Genomic DNA, 19,084 nt, shown 5'->3' with positions numbered 1-19,084 from the left:
AAGATCGACTACAGAGTCGAGCATGCCGGCGTGGACGACACCGAGCCGTTACTCGCCGTGTAGCTGATCGTGTAGCCACTGCCGGTGCCCGGAACGCTCCGGAGGAATTTCGCGGTCACCAGAGCCGCCATGTTCGCCGCGTACGCGGAGTTCTTGGCGTAATACGCCTCGGACGCAGTGGCGACCGAGTTGACGTCTGCCTTGCAGGCAGACTGCTTGCCTTTGTCGGTCACCCCGCCCACCGCGAAGACCGCGACGGCCGAGAGGATTCCGAGAATCACGATGACAACCAGGAGCTCGACGAGGGTGAAGCCACCCTCCTGCTTCTGGCGGTCCCAGATGCGCTTCATCATTGGTTGGCCTCACCTTTCGTTTCAGCCCTGGGGCGGTAGAAACTGACCCGGCCCCACTCACGGTTTCGGCACCATGGAGACCCACTTGAGGGGCAAATCAGGCCCCTGACCTGCGGGAATAGGGTCTAGGCCTTGCGCCACGAGAGGACCGTGGCGGGGGTTCCCGCGCCGGTTCCGAGTTGCACGACGGCCTTGATCACGGTCGGCGCCTCCCCGGGGTCGAGTGGGTCTGCAGTCGCGGTGATCACGATCGTGCGCGGGGTCGCTGGTGTGCCCGGGTTGATGGTCGTGAGTGCTGAAGTCACCGGGGATTGGTTGTCGAAGTTGATGGTGATCCGCTGAGCCACGATCCCGTCCATGAAGACCGGGGCGTTCCCTGGGTTCTGGAGCGCGTAGATACCGTCGATGTTGCCGTTGGGCGTGTAGAGCAACCCATGGACCACCATCGTGGACTTGTTTCCGTCCATGTGCAGCACCTTGTCGGAGTTCCAGGCGACGTAGTTCGGCCCGCTCGTGCGAGGGGCATAGATCGACACCCCGGGAGTCCCCTCCGATGCGGGAATCGCTGGCACGCGAGCAAAGAGCTCGATCTTGTTCTTCATGTGGTCGTCGATCTCGAGCTTCGAGCTGCCGCCGAGCACGAACTCGACCCCCGAGCCGGTCGCCGAACCCGGTATCAGCGAGTTGGCCGTCGCGTCGGTGGCGCACGGCGTTGCGGTCGTGAGCGCCTGGGTCTCAGTAGGTCCGGGCTTGCCCCCGAACAGCTCGCCGGCCAAGTGGATGTTGCCGAGGTTCGGGAAGTAATAGACGCCACTCGCGAAGTAGTACTTGTTGTTCTTGTCGAAAGTCGGTGTAGCGGTGTACTTGCCCGGGAAGAAGATCGTGCACTCGCCCTGCACGATCTTTGCAGGGGCATCGGCCGTCGGCACGATCAATGTGGGCACGGGATCCGGTACCGGGAAACTCGCGGCAACACGACAGGTCCAGGCGCCGGTCACTGTGGGGTTCCCGGTGGATGCCGCATTGGACTTGCTGGCGCTGCAGTACTGCCCAGGGCTGTCGTTGTACTGGTCGAGGTTCCCGACGATCTGCACCACGGGCTCGTCGTCGTTGAACTCGAAGGCGCCGGCATTGAAGACGGGGCCACCGATCGACACCGAGTCGGCGAGCGTGTTGCCTTCCGTGCGGAACGAGTGGTCACGGTCTGCCGGAGTGCCGTTCGGGTTGTTGTAGCCAGTGACGACGAGCGAGTGCGTCGCCAAGCCACCGCCCGGCGTACCCGTGGAACCACTGAGCGTCTGACACGTGATGTGGACGGTGCGGCCGTTGATGGTCTGGTCGGGCAGGTTGGTCGGCGTACCGGAGACGGTCGGACAGTGCGAAGAGCTGGCGCGCAGCAGTTGCACGGCCACGTCGGCGCCACCGTCGGCGCCGTAATGCTTGTCCTGGCTGCCGCGGACGACCTGGGTGGTCTTGAAGCTCGTAAACGCCACCGTCAAGATCGATGCGGTGAACGTGCCCATCAACGCGAGGAACCCCATCGCGAGGATCAGCGATGTTCCGCCCTCGCCGTGGGCACGCGTGTGCGCGGACTTCGGTGTGGTGCTCACGGTGTCCTCCGGTAGCCCGACACCGAGAAGGTGTACGAGGTCGGGGTCGTGGGGGTGGACTTCTCGGTGATTGTCATTGTCACCTTGGTGCCCGATGTCGAGATCGCAGCAGCCGTGGAGTTGGCGAGGTTGCGCGCGATGACGTGCGTGGATGCCGCACCGCCGCCCACGCAGTAGTACCGAATCAACCGGTACTCACCAGTGGAAGCCTGCGAAATGGCGTATGCGGCCACGTACGTGGTCGCCGATCCGCCGGCAATCTCGGTGGCCCGCCACCTGATGCGCAAGCGGTTCCCGAGCCCGGAGCACTCGGTGTTGGCTGTTGGCGCGGCGACGACGTCACCCGACTGGTTCCCCGCACTGTGGAGGTCGGGCGGGAGCCACGTCGAGAGCAGCTGGGCATCGTTCGAGCCCGCGAGGCGGTACGACGTCTCGTCGCTCGTGCGCAGCCCGACGAACAAGCCGCCGGCGATCGGGACGAGGATGATTCCCATGATGGCCATGGCCACCATGAGCTCGATCAGAGTGAACCCGCTCTCGTGACGAACCGCGCGGCGAGTCATGACGAGTTCCGCTTCACCACATCGACGGACTCCGTCGATGCACCGCCACCGGGAGTTGACGCCGTGATCGTGATCAGCTGGAGCTTGCCGTCGATCAGGGGGCACGTGACGAACGCGCTCCCATCCCAACCCTTGACCGACGTGATCGTGACGTTCGACGCCGCCCAGCCGCTCGGGAGCGTCACGCCCTGCGTCGGGTTGTAAGAAAGCACGGTCACGAGCGGGCACGCGACGTACGCCTGGTTCTTCACCGAATCGGCCGCACTCACGAGCACGACGTCGGCATTTGCCTGCCCACGGTGTGTGCCGGAGAGGCGGATCGCCGTCGCGAACCCAGCGAGGAGCGCAGTAGCAGTGATCCCGACCACCGTGATGGTGATGAGCAATTCGACGAGGGTGTCCCCGCGCTCGCCCCGCGCGTCAAACGGGCGCCGACGGTTCATGATCAGGGGCTGGACTGGTTGTACACGCCGTACATCGCCTGCACGAGCGCGACGGCGACGAAGCCGACCACGAGTCCCATGAAGATGATCACCATCGGCTCGAACATCGAGGTGAGCTTCGCGAGCTTGAAGGTGAGTTCCTTCTCGTAGAAGTCGGCGGCGATGTCAAGCTGCTTGTCGAGCGTGCCGGTCTCTTCGCCGACTCGCATCATCTGCGTGACCATGCCGGGGAACAGGTCGGTCTCGGCGAGCGGACGCGCGAGGCCCTCACCGCGGAGCATGCGCTCGCTCGCGGGAATGAGCTCCTTCTTGAACACTCGGTTGTCGGTGCTGTCGATCGCCGCGTTCATCGAGTCAGCGATCGGGATGCCGGCCTGCACCATCGCGCTGAGGATCCGGCAGAAGCGTTCGATGACCGACGCCCGCGTGACGTCCCGCATGAGCGGGAGTCGCAGCGAGAGGCGGTCGCGAGTCTGGTGCCCAGGCTCGGATCGGGCGTAGAGGAACATGAGCACACCGATGATCCCCAACGACGCGAACACGAAGTGCCCGTATGAACCCATGAAGCCACCGAGGTCCAAGAGGAACTTGGTGGTCACGGGCAGCGTCGCGTCCATGCCCTCGAAGAACTCCTTGAACTTGGGCAGGACAAACCCGATCAGGACCACGACCGTCACGAGCGACATGACACCGAGGATGGCCGGGTAGGTCAACGCCGACTTGATCTTGCGGCGGGTCTCGAGGTCGCGGTCGATGTAACCCGCGAGCTGCTCGAGGACCACGTCGAGCTGCCCGCTGAGCTCAGCCGAGCGGATGATGCCCGGGAAGTACGACGGGAAGTGCTCCGCGTGCGCGGCGATCGTCTCGGAGAACGGATCGCCCGCCCGGAGCTGGTCCACCAGCTCGGCGAGCATCGAGCGCAACTGCGGACTTGCGGACTCGGTCGAGATCGCCTCGAGCGCGTCGATGATCGGGATGCCGGCGCGCAGGAACGCGCCGAGCTGGCGCGAGAGGTTGGCGATGTCGATCGGTTTGATCTTCTTCTTGGTGATCTCGATCTGCGTGAACTTCTTGCGCTCCTTCAGGGACCTGACCTGGAGCTGGCGGCCCAGGAGCTCGTAGCGCGCGCTGATGGCGCTCGGCGCAGAGATGGTCCCGGCCTGGCGGCCACCGCCAGCGCCGCTTGCGATGTACTTGAACGTGGGCATGGTGTCTGCCCCTTATCGAACGAACACGCTGCGGATGGCTTCGGCAACGGTCGTCACGTCCTGCTCGATGAGCCGCAGCACCTCGTCGCGCAGGGTCGTCATCCCCTCCGCGACCGCCATGGCGCGCAGGTCCTCGTGGCTCGCGTTGTCGACGACGAGCTCCCGGATGGCGTCGGAGACGCGCATCAGCTCGTAGACGCCGATGCGGTCGATGTAGCCACTGTGCGAGCAGATGTTGCAGCCCGTGCCGTGCCAGTACTGCTCCTTCACGCGGCCGGTGCTCTGCTCGAAGAACGTGCGCTCGGCCGGGGTCGGCTCATACTGCTGCTTGCACGACTGGCAGATGCGCCGCACCAGTCGTTGCGCCTCGATCGCGATCACCGACGACGTGATGAGGAACGACTCGATGCCCATGTCACGGAAGCGCTGGAGCGCAGTCGCGGCGTCGGTCGCGTGGAGCGAAGACAGCACCAAGTGACCCGTGAGCGCCGACTGAACGGCGATCCGAGCCGTCTCGACGTCACGGATCTCACCCACGAGGATCACGTCGGGGTCCTGGCGCAGGATCGACTTCAAGCCGTCGGCGAAGGTGATGCCGGCTTGCTTGTTCACCTGGATCTGGTTGATCGAGGGCAGCACGTATTCGACGGGATCCTCGATCGTGGTGATGTTGCGCTCCGGATCGTTGATCTCGGTCAGTGCGGCGTAGAGCGTGGTGGTCTTCCCGCTCCCGGTCGGACCGGCACAGATCACCATCCCGAACGGCGAGGAGACGAGCCGGGAGAACTCAGCAGCCGTCTCGGGCGTCATGCCGAGCTGCCCGAGCGCGCGGAGGCTGCGGGTCTTGTCGAGCAGGCGGAGCACCGCCTTCTCGCCCCAGATCGTCGCCGTCGTCGCGACGCGGATGTCCAGCGGCCGGTCGTCGACCATCGTCTGAATCTGGCCGTCCTGCGATCGCCGACGCTCGACGATGTTCATGTCGGCCATGACCTTGATGCGGCTGATGAGCGCGTCGGCCATGGCGGCAGGCACCGTGGTCACGTCGCGCAAGACGCCGTCGATGCGGAAGCGCACGCGCACCGAGCCATCTTGTGGTTCGATGTGGATGTCGGACGCGCGGTCGCGGACCGCTTGGGTGAGGAGCAGCGTCACGACCTGCACGACGGGCGCGTGGTCGTCCACAACGATCTGGGTCTGGGCCTCGACCCGCGGCCGACTCGAGGCAAAGTCTTCGAACGCGCGGACCTGCTGCTCGACACCGTCGAGTGCCAGGTATGCCTGGTCGATGGCGCGGCGGATCTCCGACGGCGGTGCGAGCACCACCGAGATCGGACACCCGGTGCCGGCTTCGATGGCCGTGCGCGTCTCGGCGGAGATCACCTCGGCCACCGCGATCTCGAGTCCTTCGGCAGTCTGGCGCACGGGCACGACCTCGAACCCGCGCGCGAGCGCTTCGGGGAAGCGCACGACGGCCGCAGGTTCGGGGACGGTAAGGCGCAGGTCGGCGACCTTGAGATCCTGTTGCTCGGCGAGCGTCTCGATGAGCTGGCGCTCGTTGATGGAGCCGAGCTCCACGAGCTGCGTGCCGAGTCGCTTGCCCGACGCCACCTGCTCCGCGAGCGCGTGGTCGAGCTGCTCGCGCGCGATCAGGCCACGGGAGATGAGTCGCTCGCCGAGGAGGCTGGTGCTGCCCGGGACGCCGGTCCGTGCGTGCACCGGCATCACATCGTCCAGCGAGCCGCCCGCGGCGGTCCAGTGGATCGGCGCGTCGACCGTGGCGGCGGCCGTGCGCTTCTCGGCGCGCTCGGCCCGCTTGGGTCGCGGGGGGCGCTCTTCCTCTTCGTCGTCCGCGACGACGATGTCGACGGCCTTGCGGCGCAGTCTCACCGGTTCCTCCTCGTTGGTCCCGTCCCAGTAGGCCATCGGCCTTGCTGGACAAGGGCTTGAGAGCCCACCAGGGAAACGGCAGGAGTCGGGCGTTCTAGCGCTCGCTGTGGCAGAACTCTCACGTTCTGTGGCAAAGGGGTGCGGATCGGTCCCGCCGGACGCCCAGATCACGGGCCACCATGGGCCGGTGTCGGGAGCGGAGATCGTGGGGGCACTGGCTGCCGGGGCCGTCGGGGCGTGTGTGGGGTCGTTCACCGGGGTGGCGATCGACCGCCTCCCTCGGGGCGAATCCCTGGGCGGGCGGAGCCGGTGCATCTGCGGCGTCCAGATCGGCGCCAGGGACAACCTGCCGGTGGTTGGCTATCTCCTGCGGCGTGGGCGCGCCCGATGCTGCGGAGCCCGGATCCCCTGGTGGTACCCCGCGGTGGAGGTGGCCGGGGCCGCCCTGGCGCTGGGCGTCTACGTCCTCCTGATTGTGTGAGTGCGGCGCCCGGAGCGCAGCGGAGGGCGCTCTGAAGTGAGGGAGCGTCCGCGACGGAGCGAGATCAGGTGACCACTGGCAACCAGGCGGCTCGGCCGGTTTCGTAGGCAGCGATCTCGTCGGCCTGCTGGAGGGTGAGCGCGATGTCGTCGAGGCCGTTGACCAGGCGGTGGTGGTGGAAGTCGTCGAGTGCGAACGGCTCGTCGAGGTCGAGCGCGGGGACGGCGACGCGGCGGTCGACCACGTCGACCACGATCTCGACCTGGGGGTCGTCCTCGACCGCGGCCATGATCCGGTCCACCACGCCCTGCGGGAGCTCCACGGGCACGAGGCCGATCTTCAGGCAGTTGTTGCGGAAGATGTCGGCGAAGCGCGCAGAGATGATGGCCTCGAAGCCGTAGTCCTCGAGCGCCCAGGGCGCGTGCTCCCGAGAGGATCCGGTACCGAAGTTCGGCCCGGCCACGAGCACGCGCACGTCGTCGCCCTGGTACTCGGGACGGTTGAGCACGAAGTCGCTGCTCTCGCGCCACTCCGAGAACAACCCTGCGCCGAAGCCGGTGCGCTCGACCCGCTTGAGCCAATCGCTGGGGATGATCTGGTCGGTGTCGACGTCGGAGCGGTTCAGCGGCACCGCCCGCCCCACGATCTGCTCGACGGGATCAGGCATCAGTCCTCGCTCACTCTCTGCGGGCCGGGATACCCGGCCCGCGGCGTTCGCTCACTGGGCGAGCACCTTCGCTCGCTCCGCTCGCTCCGGTGCCGCGTTGGCAGACCTGCTCACGGCAAGTCCTCGGGAGTCGTGAAGCGGCCGGCGATGGCCGTGGCAGCTGCCACGGTGGGCGACACGAGGTGCGTGCGGCCCCCCTTGCCCTGGCGACCCTCGAAGTTGCGGTTCGAGGTGGAGGCCGCCCGCTCGCCGGGCGCGAGCTTGTCGGGGTTCATCGCCAGGCACATCGAGCACCCTGACTCCCGCCAGTCGAACCCCGCGGCACGGAAGACCTCGTCGAGTCCCTCGGCCTCGGCATCCGCCTTCACCTTGGACGAGCCCGGCACCACCATGGCCCGCAGCCCGTCTCGCACGGAGCGCCCCCGAACCACCTCGGCCGCGGCCCGGAGGTCCTCGAGGCGCGAGTTGGTGCACGAGCCGATGAACACGGTGTCGACGGCGATGTCACGGATCGGTGTCCCGGCCTTGAGGCCCATGTAGCGCAGCGCGTGCATCGCCGACTCCCGCTGGCTCAGCTCCGGGAACGAGTCGGGCTCGGGCACCACGTCGTCGATGCCCACGGTCTGCGCCGGGTTCGTGCCCCAGCTCACCGACGGGCGGATCGTCGCCGCGTCGATCTCGACCTCGGTGTCGAAGCCGGCGTCGGGGTCGGTCGCGAGCGTGCGCCAGTCGTCCAGTGCGGTCTCCCAGTCCTTGCCCTTCGGGGCGAACGGCCGGCCCTCGAGCCACGAAAAGGTGGTTTCATCGGGTGCGACCATCCCCGCGCGGGCGCCAGCCTCGATGGACATGTTGCAGACCGTCATGCGGCCCTCCATCGACAGCCCGCGGATGGCCGAGCCGCGGTATTCGATGATCGAGCCGATCCCGCCCCCGGTACCGATGCGGGCGATGATCGACAACACCACGTCCTTGGCGGTCACGCCCGCGTCCAGGTCGCCCTCCACGATCACCGCCATCGTGGCCGGTCGGACTTGAGGGAGCGTCTGGGTGGCGAGCACGTGCTCCACCTCGCTCGTGCCGATCCCGAAAGCGAGCGCCCCGAACGCGCCGTGGGTCGAGGTGTGGCTGTCGCCACAGACCACGGTCATGCCGGGGAGCGTGAGGCCTTGCTCGGGGCCGATGACGTGCACGATCCCGCGCCGGGGGTCACCCATCCCGTAGAAGCGGATGCCGAACTCCTCGCAGTTCCTGGCCAGCACCGCCATCTGCTCGGCGGAGACCGGGTCGGGATGCGCGAGGTCGACGTCGGCCGTGGGGTTGTTGTGGTCGATGGTGGCGACCGCGAGGTCGGGGCGGCGCACGGTGCGGCCCTGGATGCGGAGCCCGTCGAACGCCTGCGGCGACGTGACCTCGTGCACGAGGTGCAGGTCCACATAGAGAAGGTCTGGCTCACCGTCGGCGCGGCGCACGACGTGGCGCTCCCAGACCTTGTCGGAGAGCGTTGCCATGCGGCGATTGTGGCACGGCCCTTCGCGGCGACCGCCGGCATTGGGGTGGCGGGAGAACCGGCCGGCGGCGGGCGACGGAGCGGGCGGCGGCACCGTCGACACCGCCGCCGGCGCGGCGAATCGGCAGCCCCGCCCCTTTCCTTACCCAGTCAGGGGCTTGACGCTCACCACCTCGACCTGAAACGTGCGGCGGGGGCCCTTGTAGCTCCTGACCTCGCCGGGGGCCGCCCCCATCAACGCCCGGCCGAGTGGGGACGAGGTCGAGAGCACGTCGTGCGAGTCGTGGCGCTCCTCGATCGACCCCACGAGGTAGTGGGTCGTCTCGGCATCGTCGTCCATGCGGACCTCGACGATCGTGCCCGGGGCGACCACGTCGCCCTCGGCGCCTTCGACGACGCGGGAGGCGCGCAGCATCACCTCGAGCTGGCGGATGCGGCCCTCGTTGAGGCCCTGCTCGTTCTTGGCCGCGTCGAAGTCGGCGTTCTCCCTGATGTCGCCATGCTCACGGGCCCGTTCGATCCACTGGGAGATCTCGTCGCGCCGCTCACCCGAGCGCCAATCCGCCTCCTTGCGAAGGCGTTCGTACGCGTCGGGAGAGAGATGCACCTCGTCCATGACCGGAGCGTAACCGCCGGTCTGACGCATTCCGGCGTGGAGTTCACTCCGGCTCGAAGAAGAGCTGGAGCTCCATCTCGCCCCGGTCGTCCACGGTCACGAACCCGGGGACCGAGGGGGCGTCGATGTCGTAGTCGGAGAACACGATCGGCAGTCGGCCGACCACCTGTACGCGCGTTCCATCCCAGCGAGCCTCGAGCGGGATCTCCACGTCGCGCGTCACCCCGTGCAGCGTCAGGTGACCGACGGCGGTGACCTCGACGGTCTCGCCGGCGGCGGGGAGCGTCCCGAGCTCGATGGGCTCGTCGAGCACGAACTCCGCGTTGGGGAACGTGTCGGTCTCCAGTCCCGAGGTGCGGATCCGGTTGTCGCGCCTCGACTCGTCGGACACCAGCGCCTGCACGTTGGCGGTGATCGTGACGCCGTCGACGGTGGTGCCCGAGATCGAGAGGCTGCCCTCGATCTCCGGAGTGCGACCGGTGGCGGTGCCGTTGATGGCGCCCGCCACGAACTGCTCCTCGACGCGGTAGCCGACGAACGAGTCGCCGTCGGACGAGCGCAGCGCGTACGTGCCGTCGAGCAGCCCTTCGGGCGCGTCGGCGCCCGTCGCCACCTTGGTCTGCTTGATCTTGGCGGGAGGAGCTGGGTCGTCCCGCAGCACGAGCCAGTAGAAGCCGAAGCCGGCGACCAAGGTCATGACGATCCCACCCGCGAGCAACCCGAGCTTCCTCACGACCGCTGACCTCCTGGTGAGGACGGGGCCCTTGGTACTACGTGCGAGCGCGCTCGACGGATCGGCACGGAAGCCGGTTGACCCACTCTCAGGCGACTGGGAGAATGGACGACCCATGGCGCATCAGCCCGTCATCGTCATCTCGTAGCGGACGCCGGCCACCGGCGTTCGCCCCCGACCGTCCACCTCGGTGGGCGGTTTTTCGTTGTCAGGACCGCAGCACCACACGGCGAGCACGCACAGGAGCGAAGTGACCCACAGGATCGGGATCATCGGGGGGGACGGGATCGGCCCCGAGGTCGTGGTCGAGGCCATGAAGGTGGTCGACGCGGCCGGGGTGGCCTACACCCCGGTGGCCTTCGACCTCGGTGGTGCCCGCTACCTGCGCGACGGCGAGGTGCTGCCCGACGACGACCTCGCCGCGATCCGTGGCCTCGACGCGGTGATGCTCGGCGCGGTCGGGACTCCCGAGGTGCCGCCCGGCGTGCTCGAGCGGGGTCTGCTGCTGCGGTTGCGCTTCGAGCTCGATCTCTTCGTGAACTTGCGTCCTTTCGTCGCCGGGCCGAGTCCTTTCAACGACGGTGTGGACATGGTTGTGGTCCGCGAGAACACCGAGGGTGTGTACGCAGGTGAAGGTGGCTTCCTGCGGAAGGGCACGCCGAGCGAGATCGCCACGCAGGGCTCGGTCAACACTCGCTTCGGTGTCGAGCGCTGTGTGCGGTTCGCGTTCGACCTCGCCAGCTCTCGGGGCCGCCGGCACGTGACCCTCGTGCACAAGACCAACGTGCTCCAGTTCGCCGGCGACCTGTGGCAGCGCGCGTTCGACGAAGTCGCCACGGAGTTCGCCGACGTCGGGACGGCCTACCACCACGTCGATGCGGCGTGCATCTACCTGGTGCAGGATCCGGCGCGTTACGACGTGATCGTCACCGACAACTTGTTCGGCGACATCCTCACCGATCTCGGTGGCGCCGTCTCGGGTGGGATCGGTCGCGCCGCGTCGGCCAACCTCAACCCTGCGCGCACCGGGCCTTCGGTGTTCGAGCCGGTGCACGGGTCCGCGCCTGACATCGTGGGCACCGGGCGCGCCGATCCGCGCGCGGCGATCGTCTCGGCGGCGATGATGTTGGAGTTCCTCGGCGAGAGCGACGCCGCTGTGCGGGTGCGTGAGGCCGTCGAGAAGTCCGATGACGTGACCGGAACGACGAGCGAGATCGGCGACACGATCGCCGAGCGAGTGCAGTAGCCACCAGGAAGAGCGAAGGGAAGCAGGGGCGCGATGCCGATCGAGAAGACCCAGAAGATCTGGATGGACGGGACGCTCGTCGATTGGGACGACGCGACCGTCCACGTCCTCACCCACACGCTCCACTACGGGTCGGGCGTGTTCGAGGGCATCCGTGCCTATCCGACGTCGCGCGGTCCGGCCGTCTTCCGTCTCACCGACCACATCCAGCGCCTGCAGGATTCGGCGTCGCTCCTGCTGATGGAGCTCCCGTTCTCGGTCGAGGAGCTGGTCGAGGCGACGAAGGAGACGGTACGGGTCAACGAGGTCGAGGGCTGCTACATCCGCCCCCTCGCGTACCTCGGGTACGGGGAGATGGGATTGAACCCGCTCCCGTGCAAGGTGAACGTCTCGATCGCGGTGTGGCCTTGGGGGACGTACCTCGGCGACGAAGGGATCAAGCGCGGCGTGCGCATGAAGATCTCCACGTGGCGCCGCATGGACCCGAACATCAACCCGGTCGCGGCGAAGGGCACGGGGATCTATGTGAACTCGAGCCTGGCCAAGGTCGAGGCGATCAAGGGTGGGTACGACGAGGCGGTGCTCCTGAACATGAACGGTGAGGTGTCGGAGGCCACCGGCGAGAACCTGTTCGTGGTCACGGATGGTGTGCTCCGCACACCGCCACTGTCGTCGGGCGCGCTCGAGGGCATCACGCGTGATTCCGTGATGACGATCGCTCGCGACCTCGGCTACGAGGTGCGCGAAGAGGCGTTGCTGCGGACCGACCTGTACCTGGCCGACGAGGCCTTCCTCACCGGCACCGCGGCGGAGGTTGTGCCCATCCGGGAGGTCGATGACCGCGAGATCGGCGACCCCGGTGAGCTCACGCGCAAGGTCCAAGAGACCTACTTCGCGACCGTCCACGGCGAGGTGGAGAAGTACGCGGACTGGTTGGAATATGTCCGTGAGTGAGTCTGCGGCACCAGCAAGCGTCGAGATCTACGACACGACGCTTCGCGATGGGTCTCAGCTCGAGGGGATCTCGCTGACGGTCGACGACAAGCTGCGCATCGCCGAGCAGCTCGACTGGCTCGGCGTGCACTTCATCGAGGCGGGCTGGCCGGGCTCGAACCCCAAGGACGACGAGATGTTCCGGCGGGCCGCCACCGAGCTCGTGCTCGACACCAGCACGCTCGTCGCCTTTGGCTCGACGCGCCGTCCGAAGGGCAAGGTCGACTCCGACGACACGTTGCGCAACCTCGTGGAGGCGGGCACGTCGACCGTGTGCATCGTCGGAAAGTGCTGGGACTACCACGTCACCGAGGCGCTCGGCACCACGCTCGACGAAGGGGTCGCGATGGTGGCCGACTCAATCGAGTTCCTCTGTGGCAACGGTCTCGACGTGTTCTTCGACGCCGAGCACTTCTTCGACGGCTATCGGCGTACGCCCGAGTTCAGCCTCCGCGTGCTCGAAGCCGCGGTGCAGCGAGGCGCGACGCGGCTCGTGCTGTGTGACACGAATGGCGGCACGCTGCCCGACGAGGTGGAAGCCACGGTGCGAGCGGTCGTGAGCTATTTCGGCGGCGACGTCGGGATCGCCGTGCACCTCCACGACGATGCCGGCACCGGTGTGGCGAACGCGCTCGCCGGGGTACGCGGCGGCGCGATGCAGGTGCAGGGCACGATCAACGGCTACGGCGAGCGGACCGGGAACTGCAACCTCACGACGATCATCCCGAACCTCACGCTGAAGATGGGGATCGAGACCATCCCCGCTGACCGGCTCGAGCGGCTCACGCCGGTGGCGCACCACGTCGCTGAGCTCGTGAACATGGCATTGAACCCGCAAGCGGCGTACGTGGGCGAGTCCGCGTTCGCGCACAAGGCGGGCCTGCACACCAGCGCGATCAAGAAGCGACCGGATGCCTACGAGCACGTTCCTCCCGACACGGTGGGCAACGGCACGCGGTTCGTGGTGTCGGAGCTAGCCGGCAAGTCGACGATCTTGCTCAAGGCCGAGGAGCTCGGGCTCGAGCTCGACGGCCCGCAGGTCAACGACGTCGTCGACACCCTCAAGCGGATGGAGCACGAGGGTTACCACTTCGAGGTGGCCGACGCGTCGCTCGAGCTGCTCATGCGGCGCGCCACCGGATGGGAGCAGCCGTGGTTCGAGGTCGAGTCCTTCCGCGTGATCACCGACGACCTCCAGACCGGGGAGGGTGACGCGACCGCGGGGGGTGTGAGCACTGAAGCGACGATCAAGGTTCATGTGGGGGGTGAGCGCACGGTCGCGACGGCCGAAGGCAACGGCCCGGTGAACGCGCTCGACACCGCGCTGCGCCGCGCGCTCGGTGGTCGGTACCCAGCGCTCGACCGGGTCCACCTCACCGACTACAAGGTGCGGGTCCTCGACACGCAGAAGGGCACGGGTGCGGTCACGCGAGTGCTCATCGACTCCACGAACGGCGATCGCACCTGGTCCACGATCGGGGTGAGCGAGAACATCATCGAAGCGTCGTGGCAGGCCTTGTACGACTCGCTCGTCTACGGGTTGTTGTTGGGTCAAGCCTCCGGCTGACCTACCCTCCGCACGCATGCCAACTGATCCGTACGTCGCCTCCACGCGCGACGGAGCGCCGAGGCAGGAGCCGAACCTCGCACCCGGCGTGCACTACCCGCCGGCGAAGCCCTGGCGGGCCGACCGGCCGGGCGACGTCCGAGGCGGCCAGCCTGCGGGCCGGTTCCTCGGGGCACCGGGACCGAACATCGGTTATGCGCTCTTGCTGGTCGGCCGTGCGCGCGATCGCATCGCACTGGCTCCTCATGAGCACGCCGCGGACGCCGCTTCGGTCATCGGCGAACTCGCCATGAAGCGGGCGGCTTCGGTCGGGCGCGCACCCGTGATGGTCGACGTCGAGTGCTCCATGCTCGTGCTCGGGTACCAGGGGGGTGTCGACCCCGACTTCGCCAAGTGGCGCGTGCAGCGTGTCGAAGGTGCGCACGAGGACTATCCCCGGCGCCGAGCGCTGTGCGACGCGGTCGACATCGACGCGCTCCGTCTCGCTCCGTCGGCGCTCACGCCCCGCGTGGCCGAGATCCGCGCCGCGCTGAAACAGCGAGCGGACGACGCCTGAAGGTTTTGGCGTCGCTGACTGTCCGTATGCGACAGCTATCGACGCCAAAAGGTTCTGGGTACCTGACACCTGTGTCAGGTGGATGGCTAACCTGACCCGGCCGTGGCCGAGTTCCTGCTGTCGCCGGAGCACGACGCGCTGCGCAGTGCCCTGCGCCGATTCGCCGAGGAGCAGGTCGCCCCGCACGCGGCGGAGGTCGACGAGTGCGCCGACTTCCCCTGGAAGTCGTTCGAGGCGTACCGAGACTCCGGCTTCATCCGCCTGCCGTACCCGGTCGAGCACGGCGGCGACGGCGGCGACACCCTGGCCTACGCCATGCTCGTGGAGGAGGTCGCCCGCGTCTGCGCATCCTCTTCACTGTTCGTCCTGATCTCCCGCCTGGCGTGCGAGGTGATTCTCCAGCACGGCTCCCCCGAGCTGCAGGCCCGTGTGGTGCCCAAGGTCGCGGCAGGGGAGTGGCAGGGCTCGTACTGCCTGTCCGAGCCGCAGGGCGGCAGCGACGTGGCCTCGATGTCCACGCGGGCGGTCCGAGATGGAGACCACTACGTGCTGAACGGGCGCAAAGCCTGGATCACCAACGCCGGGATCTCCGACTTCTACACCGTGTTCGTCAAGACGGACCCCGACTCCGCACGCCACGGGATCAGCGTGTTCGTCGTCGAGAAGGACTTCGCGGGACTCGCGATCGGCAAGATCGAGAACAAGATGGGCATGCGGGCATCTCCCACCGGCGAGGTGCTCCTCGACGACGTGTCGGTCCCGGCCGCCAACCTGATCGGCGAGGAGGGCGAAGCCTTCGGATTCGCCATGCAGGCCCTCGACTCCTCGCGCCCGATCGTGGGTGCCCAGGCCGTCGGCATCGCGCAAGGCGCGCTCGACGCTGCGGCCCGCTACGCCACCGAGCGCTCGCAGTTCGGCTCCCGGGTCGCCGACTTTCAGGGCATCCAGTTCATGCTCGCCGAGATGGCCACCAAGCTCGAGGCGGCTCGGCTGCTCGTCTACCGGGCGTGCTCGCTGCTCGACGCCGGCGGTCCCGGCACGTCGAAGGCCTCGGCGATGGCCAAGTGGTTCGCGTCCGACACCGCGATGCAGGTGACGACCGACGCGGTGCAGATCCTCGGCGGCGTCGGCTACGTGCGTGAGTTCCCCGTCGAGCGCATGATGCGCGACGCCAAGGCGACCCAGATCTACGAGGGGACGAACCAGATCCAGCGCATCGTGATCGCCCGCCGCCTCCTCGAGGAGATCACGGGAGGCTGAGGGTGCCGTACCCTCACCGGCATGCGAGTCCGGTTTTCACCCGCGCCGACTGGGTCGTTGCATGTGGGTTCGGCTCGTACCGCGCTGTTCAACTGGCTCTACGCGCGGCACCACGGCGCGGTCTTCGCGCTTCGGATCGAGGACACCGACCGAGAGCGGTCACGCGACGAGTGGGTCGAGGGAATCCCGGGGATCCTCGGATGGCTCGGTCTCGACTGGGATGAAGGGCCGATCCTCCAGAGCGACCGGTTCGACGAGTACCGCGCCGCCGCCGCCGATCTCGTCGAACGCGGCCGGGCATACGAGTGCTACTGCACGCCCGAGGAGCTCGAGGCGAAGAACGAGGCCGCGAAGAAGGCCGGGAGAACACCGGGCTACGACGGGCACTGCCGCGATCTCTCGGCGGATCAGCGTGCTGCGCTCGCCGCGGAGGGTCGGCCGCGCTCCATCCGGTTCCGCACGCCCGACGACGGGGTGAGCCGCTTCGTCGATGCCATCCGTGGCGAAGTGGCAGTCGAGTGGACGTCGATCCCCGACTTCGTGATCGTGCGCTCCGACGGCAATCCCATCTTCTTCCTTGCCAACGCCGTCGACGATCTTGCCATGGAGATCACCCACGTGATCAGGGGAGATGACCTCCTCGACTCGACCCACCGCGTCCTCGCACTCCGTGACGCGCTGGGAGGCGGGCCCCTGGTGTATGCGCACCTCCCGCTGATCCTCGCACCGGACCGATCGAAGCTGTCGAAGCGTCACGGTTCGGTCGCGCTCGAGGAGTTCCGCGAGGCGGGCTACTTGCGTGAGGCCGTATGCAACTACCTCGCGCTGCTCGGCTGGGCCCCGGACGATGGCCGCGAGGTCATGAGCATCGAGGAGATCGTCGCCGCGTTCGACCTCGACGGGGTGACGCACGCGGCGGCGGCGTTCGACCACAAGAAGCTCGACTGGATGAACGGCGAGTGGATCCGCCGGATCTCGCTCGACGAGCTGGAGGAGCGCGCCCTGCCCTTCGCCGAAGCCCGCTTCGGCGACGGCCTCGACCGGACGGTGTTCCGCGAGGCGCTGCGCATCGGTCAGGAGCGGGCCGTCACCCTTGTCTCGCTCGTCGATCAGATGGACTTTCTCTTCGTCGATGAGGGGAAGTTCACGATCGAGAAGGACTCCTGGGAGAAGTTGGCTGCGACGGAGCAGGTCGGCGAGATCCTCGATGCCGTCGCGACCCATCTCGAGAGCTGCGCGTGGCCCGACGATCGGATCGATCTCCGCCCCACACTCGAACCGCTCGGTGTGAAGCCGGGAAAGGTGATGCACGCCGTCTACACCGCGGTGGAAGGGCGCAAGGCCGGTTTGCCGCTGTTCGAATCGATCGTGCTGCTGGGTCGCGAGCGTGCGCTCGCGCGCATCCAGGCGGCACGGGCACGGCTCAACGGGTAGCGGCACCCGTGACCTGGCTCACCTGGACGGTCGTCCGGCGGGTCGTGATCGTGGTCGGCCTGGTCCTCGTCGCCTACTACGGCGTCACGTTCGTGCAGGTCATCGCCGCGGCCGACGATGACGATCGCCGCGTGCCCGAAGCGATCATCGTCCTCGGCGCAGCCCAGTACGACGGTCGCCCGAGCGCCGTGTTCCAGGCCCGGCTGGACCATGCGTACACGTTGTGGAGCGAGACTGGAGAGCCGAAGCCGATGATTGTCGTCACCGGCGGAAAGCAGCCTGGGGACCGCTTCACCGAGGCGCAGGCCGGCTACCTCTACCTCCGCGAGAAGAACGTGCCCGACGAAAAGCTCCTGCTCGAGGTCAACAGCCACAACTCGGTGGAGTCTCTCCAGGCCTCGGCGCACGTGCTCAACGAGCGTGGGTTGAACCTCGTCACGCTCGTGTCGGACCCGTTCCATTCGCTGCGCATCCGGCTCATCGCGGACGAGGTCGGCCTCGACGCGGTGACGTCGCCCACGCGGACCAGTCCGATCGACGGCTTCACCGAATGGAAGCGTTACGCCTCGGAAGCGCTGCGTGTGTCCGTCGGTCGCATCTTCGGGTTCGGCCGCGCCGTTCGCGTGGGGAAGCTCGTTCCGGGACTCGCTATCCTGGCCTCGGTCGGGGGTGGTGTAATCGGTAACACAGCTGGTTCTGGTCCAGTCGTTGAGGGTTCGAGTCCTTCCCCCCGAGCACCCCGGCGCCGCCGAGCAAGCGCTCTTCGGCGTCGGTTCCGGCCCCGTCGTCTAGTGGCCTAGGACGCCGCCCTCTCAAGGCGGAAACGGCAGTTCGAATCTGCTCGGGGCTGCAAAGTCAAGACGGGGGAGGCAGGCCTCCCCCGTCTGCCCCCTCCGGCGCGGCCCTCGTCGCGACCCTGGTGTTGCGGGGCGGCAAAGCCACCCCGCGGCGAACCTCTCGCTCCTTGCTCGAGGTCAAGAGCAGTCCACTTCGTCGCGAGTCACGCGCACGCGTTCGTCCCGCGTCGTAGACGCGCAGATCCTCGTCGCTCGCGCGGTTCCGGCGCGGATTTTGGCTCCCTGAGAAAAGTGGCGGATATCCACCACTTTGGTGGGTGAGTGCTTTACCGTTACTGCTTACGTGCGTGCGCGCGCTGCGGTGTGCGCGCGCCTGACCAGCAAGGGAAGCGATCACGACGCGTAGCCGATGTAGGTCAATGAAGCAAGCATTCCGGTGCGAAAGCCTCGAAATGCTTGACACGCCTACACGGATGCGTTCGACTTTGTTGAGCACGCACGACTCATGGAGGCAAGCGTGAACAAGTCAGAGGTCATCGACAAGGTTGCCGGCGAAGCCGGTATCGCCAAGTCGGATGCAGAGAAGGCAATCAACGCCTTCATCACCGTCGTTCAGGCCGCCGTGGCAGCAGACGACAAGGTCACGCTGCCTGGATTCGGCAACTGGTCGCGCTCGCAGCGTTCGGCGCGCACGGGCCGTAACCCGCGCACCGGCGAGCCTGTAGCGATCCCGGCCGCGAAGGCCGTCAAGTTCTCGGTGGGTGCCGACTTCAAGAAGCAGGTGAACACCTGAGACCGGGTCGGTCGAAGTCGATCGAACTCGGAGCAACACAACCAGCATGAAAGGTAGGTGACCGTGCCTCCGGCAAAGAGACGCACCGCACGCAAGAGTGCGGCCAAGAGGACGGCGGCCCGTAAGCCGGCGAAGCGTCGGGCGAAGAAGACCGCCCGGAAGTCGACGGCACGGAAGACCACCCGTCGTCGGAAGAAGTCGACCGCAGCGAAGGCGCCCGTAAAGCGTCGTCGTCGCAAGTCGACAGCTGCCAAGAAGGCTCCGGCCAAGCGCCGGCGTCGTAAGTCGACTGCGAAGAAGGCGCCCGTAAAGCGTCGTCGTCGTCGCAAGTCGACAGCTGCCAAGAAGGCTCCGGCCAAGCGCCGGCGTC

At 67.4% G+C, this 19,084-nt stretch carries 19 protein-coding genes and 2 tRNA genes; 10 read left to right on the top strand and 11 right to left on the bottom strand.

Annotated features, from left to right (window positions below):
• Nucleotides 1-8 precede the first annotated feature (8 nt).
• From WEE69_07940 to WEE69_07915, 6 genes are all read right to left on the bottom strand, one after another.
• Nucleotides 9-353 carry a prepilin-type N-terminal cleavage/methylation domain-containing protein gene (locus WEE69_07940; GenBank protein ID MEX1145218.1) on the bottom strand — a complete coding sequence of 115 codons (345 nt, stop codon included), beginning with the start codon at nucleotides 351-353 and terminating at the stop codon, nucleotides 9-11.
• A gap of 125 nt (nucleotides 354-478) precedes the next feature.
• Complete coding sequence (locus WEE69_07935) at nucleotides 479-1,963, bottom strand: hypothetical protein (GenBank protein ID MEX1145217.1); 1,485 nt, start codon at nucleotides 1,961-1,963, stop codon at nucleotides 479-481.
• Nucleotides 1,960-2,526, bottom strand: coding sequence for a prepilin-type N-terminal cleavage/methylation domain-containing protein (locus tag WEE69_07930; GenBank protein ID MEX1145216.1), 567 nt, complete (start codon nucleotides 2,524-2,526; stop codon nucleotides 1,960-1,962). The genes WEE69_07935 and WEE69_07930 overlap by 4 nt, the downstream gene beginning before the upstream one ends.
• Nucleotides 2,523-2,969 (bottom strand): type II secretion system protein, encoded by a 447-nt coding sequence (locus WEE69_07925; GenBank protein ID MEX1145215.1) that lies wholly within the window; start codon nucleotides 2,967-2,969, stop codon nucleotides 2,523-2,525. The genes WEE69_07930 and WEE69_07925 overlap by 4 nt, the downstream gene beginning before the upstream one ends.
• Nucleotides 2,970-2,971: 2 nt before the next feature.
• Nucleotides 2,972-4,177 carry a type II secretion system F family protein gene (locus WEE69_07920; GenBank protein MEX1145214.1) on the bottom strand — a complete coding sequence of 402 codons (1,206 nt, stop codon included), beginning with the start codon at nucleotides 4,175-4,177 and terminating at the stop codon, nucleotides 2,972-2,974.
• Between the two features lie 12 nt (nucleotides 4,178-4,189).
• A complete protein-coding gene (locus WEE69_07915; GenBank protein MEX1145213.1) occupies nucleotides 4,190-6,064 on the bottom strand; it encodes an ATPase, T2SS/T4P/T4SS family in 1,875 nt (624 codons plus the stop codon).
• Nucleotides 6,065-6,251: 187 nt separating this feature from the next.
• Here WEE69_07915 and WEE69_07910 point away from each other — a divergent pair, with 187 nt between their 5' ends.
• Nucleotides 6,252-6,545 (top strand): prepilin peptidase, encoded by a 294-nt coding sequence (locus WEE69_07910; GenBank protein MEX1145212.1) that lies wholly within the window; start codon nucleotides 6,252-6,254, stop codon nucleotides 6,543-6,545.
• A gap of 64 nt (nucleotides 6,546-6,609) precedes the next feature.
• On the opposite strand, the gene leuD is transcribed toward WEE69_07910, so the two are convergent.
• The 5 genes from leuD to WEE69_07885 all read right to left on the bottom strand — a co-directional run bounded on the left by leuD (nucleotide 6,610) and on the right by WEE69_07885 (nucleotide 10,341).
• The gene (leuD, locus tag WEE69_07905) at nucleotides 6,610-7,212 is read right to left on the bottom strand and encodes a 3-isopropylmalate dehydratase small subunit (GenBank protein ID MEX1145211.1); all 603 of its coding nucleotides are present in this window, start codon (nucleotides 7,210-7,212) and stop codon (nucleotides 6,610-6,612) included.
• Nucleotides 7,213-7,322: 110 nt separating this feature from the next.
• The gene (leuC, locus tag WEE69_07900; GenBank protein MEX1145210.1) at nucleotides 7,323-8,720 is read right to left on the bottom strand and encodes a 3-isopropylmalate dehydratase large subunit; all 1,398 of its coding nucleotides are present in this window, start codon (nucleotides 8,718-8,720) and stop codon (nucleotides 7,323-7,325) included.
• Between the two features lie 141 nt (nucleotides 8,721-8,861).
• Entirely contained in the window at nucleotides 8,862-9,335 is a 474-nt protein-coding gene (greA, locus tag WEE69_07895) for a transcription elongation factor GreA (protein MEX1145209.1), read from the bottom strand.
• Nucleotides 9,336-9,378: 43 nt separating this feature from the next.
• Entirely contained in the window at nucleotides 9,379-10,068 is a 690-nt protein-coding gene (locus WEE69_07890) for a YceI family protein (GenBank protein ID MEX1145208.1), read from the bottom strand.
• 123 nt (nucleotides 10,069-10,191) lie between these two features.
• Nucleotides 10,192-10,341 carry a hypothetical protein gene (locus WEE69_07885; protein MEX1145207.1) on the bottom strand — a complete coding sequence of 50 codons (150 nt, stop codon included), beginning with the start codon at nucleotides 10,339-10,341 and terminating at the stop codon, nucleotides 10,192-10,194.
• On the opposite strand from WEE69_07885, the gene WEE69_07880 reads away from it, so the two are divergent.
• The 9 genes from WEE69_07880 (at nucleotide 10,319) to WEE69_07840 (ending at nucleotide 18,714) form a co-directional block, all read left to right on the top strand.
• Nucleotides 10,319-11,314 carry a 3-isopropylmalate dehydrogenase gene (locus WEE69_07880; protein MEX1145206.1) on the top strand — a complete coding sequence of 332 codons (996 nt, stop codon included), beginning with the start codon at nucleotides 10,319-10,321 and terminating at the stop codon, nucleotides 11,312-11,314. The genes WEE69_07885 and WEE69_07880 overlap by 23 nt on opposite strands.
• 33 nt (nucleotides 11,315-11,347) lie before the next feature.
• Nucleotides 11,348-12,268, top strand: a complete 921-nt coding sequence (locus WEE69_07875) for a branched-chain amino acid transaminase (protein ID MEX1145205.1) — start codon at nucleotides 11,348-11,350, stop codon at nucleotides 12,266-12,268.
• Complete coding sequence (cimA, locus tag WEE69_07870; protein MEX1145204.1) at nucleotides 12,261-13,874, top strand: citramalate synthase; 1,614 nt, start codon at nucleotides 12,261-12,263, stop codon at nucleotides 13,872-13,874. Before WEE69_07875 ends, cimA begins: the two co-directional genes overlap by 8 nt.
• 16 nt (nucleotides 13,875-13,890) lie before the next feature.
• Nucleotides 13,891-14,430 carry a hypothetical protein gene (locus WEE69_07865; protein MEX1145203.1) on the top strand — a complete coding sequence of 180 codons (540 nt, stop codon included), beginning with the start codon at nucleotides 13,891-13,893 and terminating at the stop codon, nucleotides 14,428-14,430.
• A 102-nt stretch (nucleotides 14,431-14,532) separates the two neighbouring features.
• Nucleotides 14,533-15,690 carry an acyl-CoA dehydrogenase family protein gene (locus tag WEE69_07860; GenBank protein ID MEX1145202.1) on the top strand — a complete coding sequence of 386 codons (1,158 nt, stop codon included), beginning with the start codon at nucleotides 14,533-14,535 and terminating at the stop codon, nucleotides 15,688-15,690.
• A gap of 21 nt (nucleotides 15,691-15,711) precedes the next feature.
• On the top strand, nucleotides 15,712-17,124 hold the full coding sequence (gltX, locus tag WEE69_07855) for a glutamate--tRNA ligase (GenBank protein MEX1145201.1): 1,413 nt from the start codon (nucleotides 15,712-15,714) through the stop codon (nucleotides 17,122-17,124).
• Between the two features lie 663 nt (nucleotides 17,125-17,787).
• Nucleotides 17,788-17,859, top strand: a tRNA-Gln gene (locus WEE69_07850).
• A 42-nt stretch (nucleotides 17,860-17,901) separates the two neighbouring features.
• Nucleotides 17,902-17,974: transfer RNA gene (locus WEE69_07845), tRNA-Glu, on the top strand.
• 464 nt (nucleotides 17,975-18,438) lie between these two features.
• Nucleotides 18,439-18,714, top strand: coding sequence for an HU family DNA-binding protein (locus WEE69_07840; protein ID MEX1145200.1), 276 nt, complete (start codon nucleotides 18,439-18,441; stop codon nucleotides 18,712-18,714).
• The last annotated feature ends 370 nt before the right edge of the window (nucleotides 18,715-19,084 follow it).

The organism is Acidimicrobiia bacterium, assembly GCA_040881685.1.
Lineage (GTDB): Bacteria > Actinomycetota > Acidimicrobiia > IMCC26256 > PALSA-555 > SHVJ01.
Note: the sequence above shows the minus strand (reverse complement) of the source record. Positions and strands in the feature narration are given on the sequence as shown.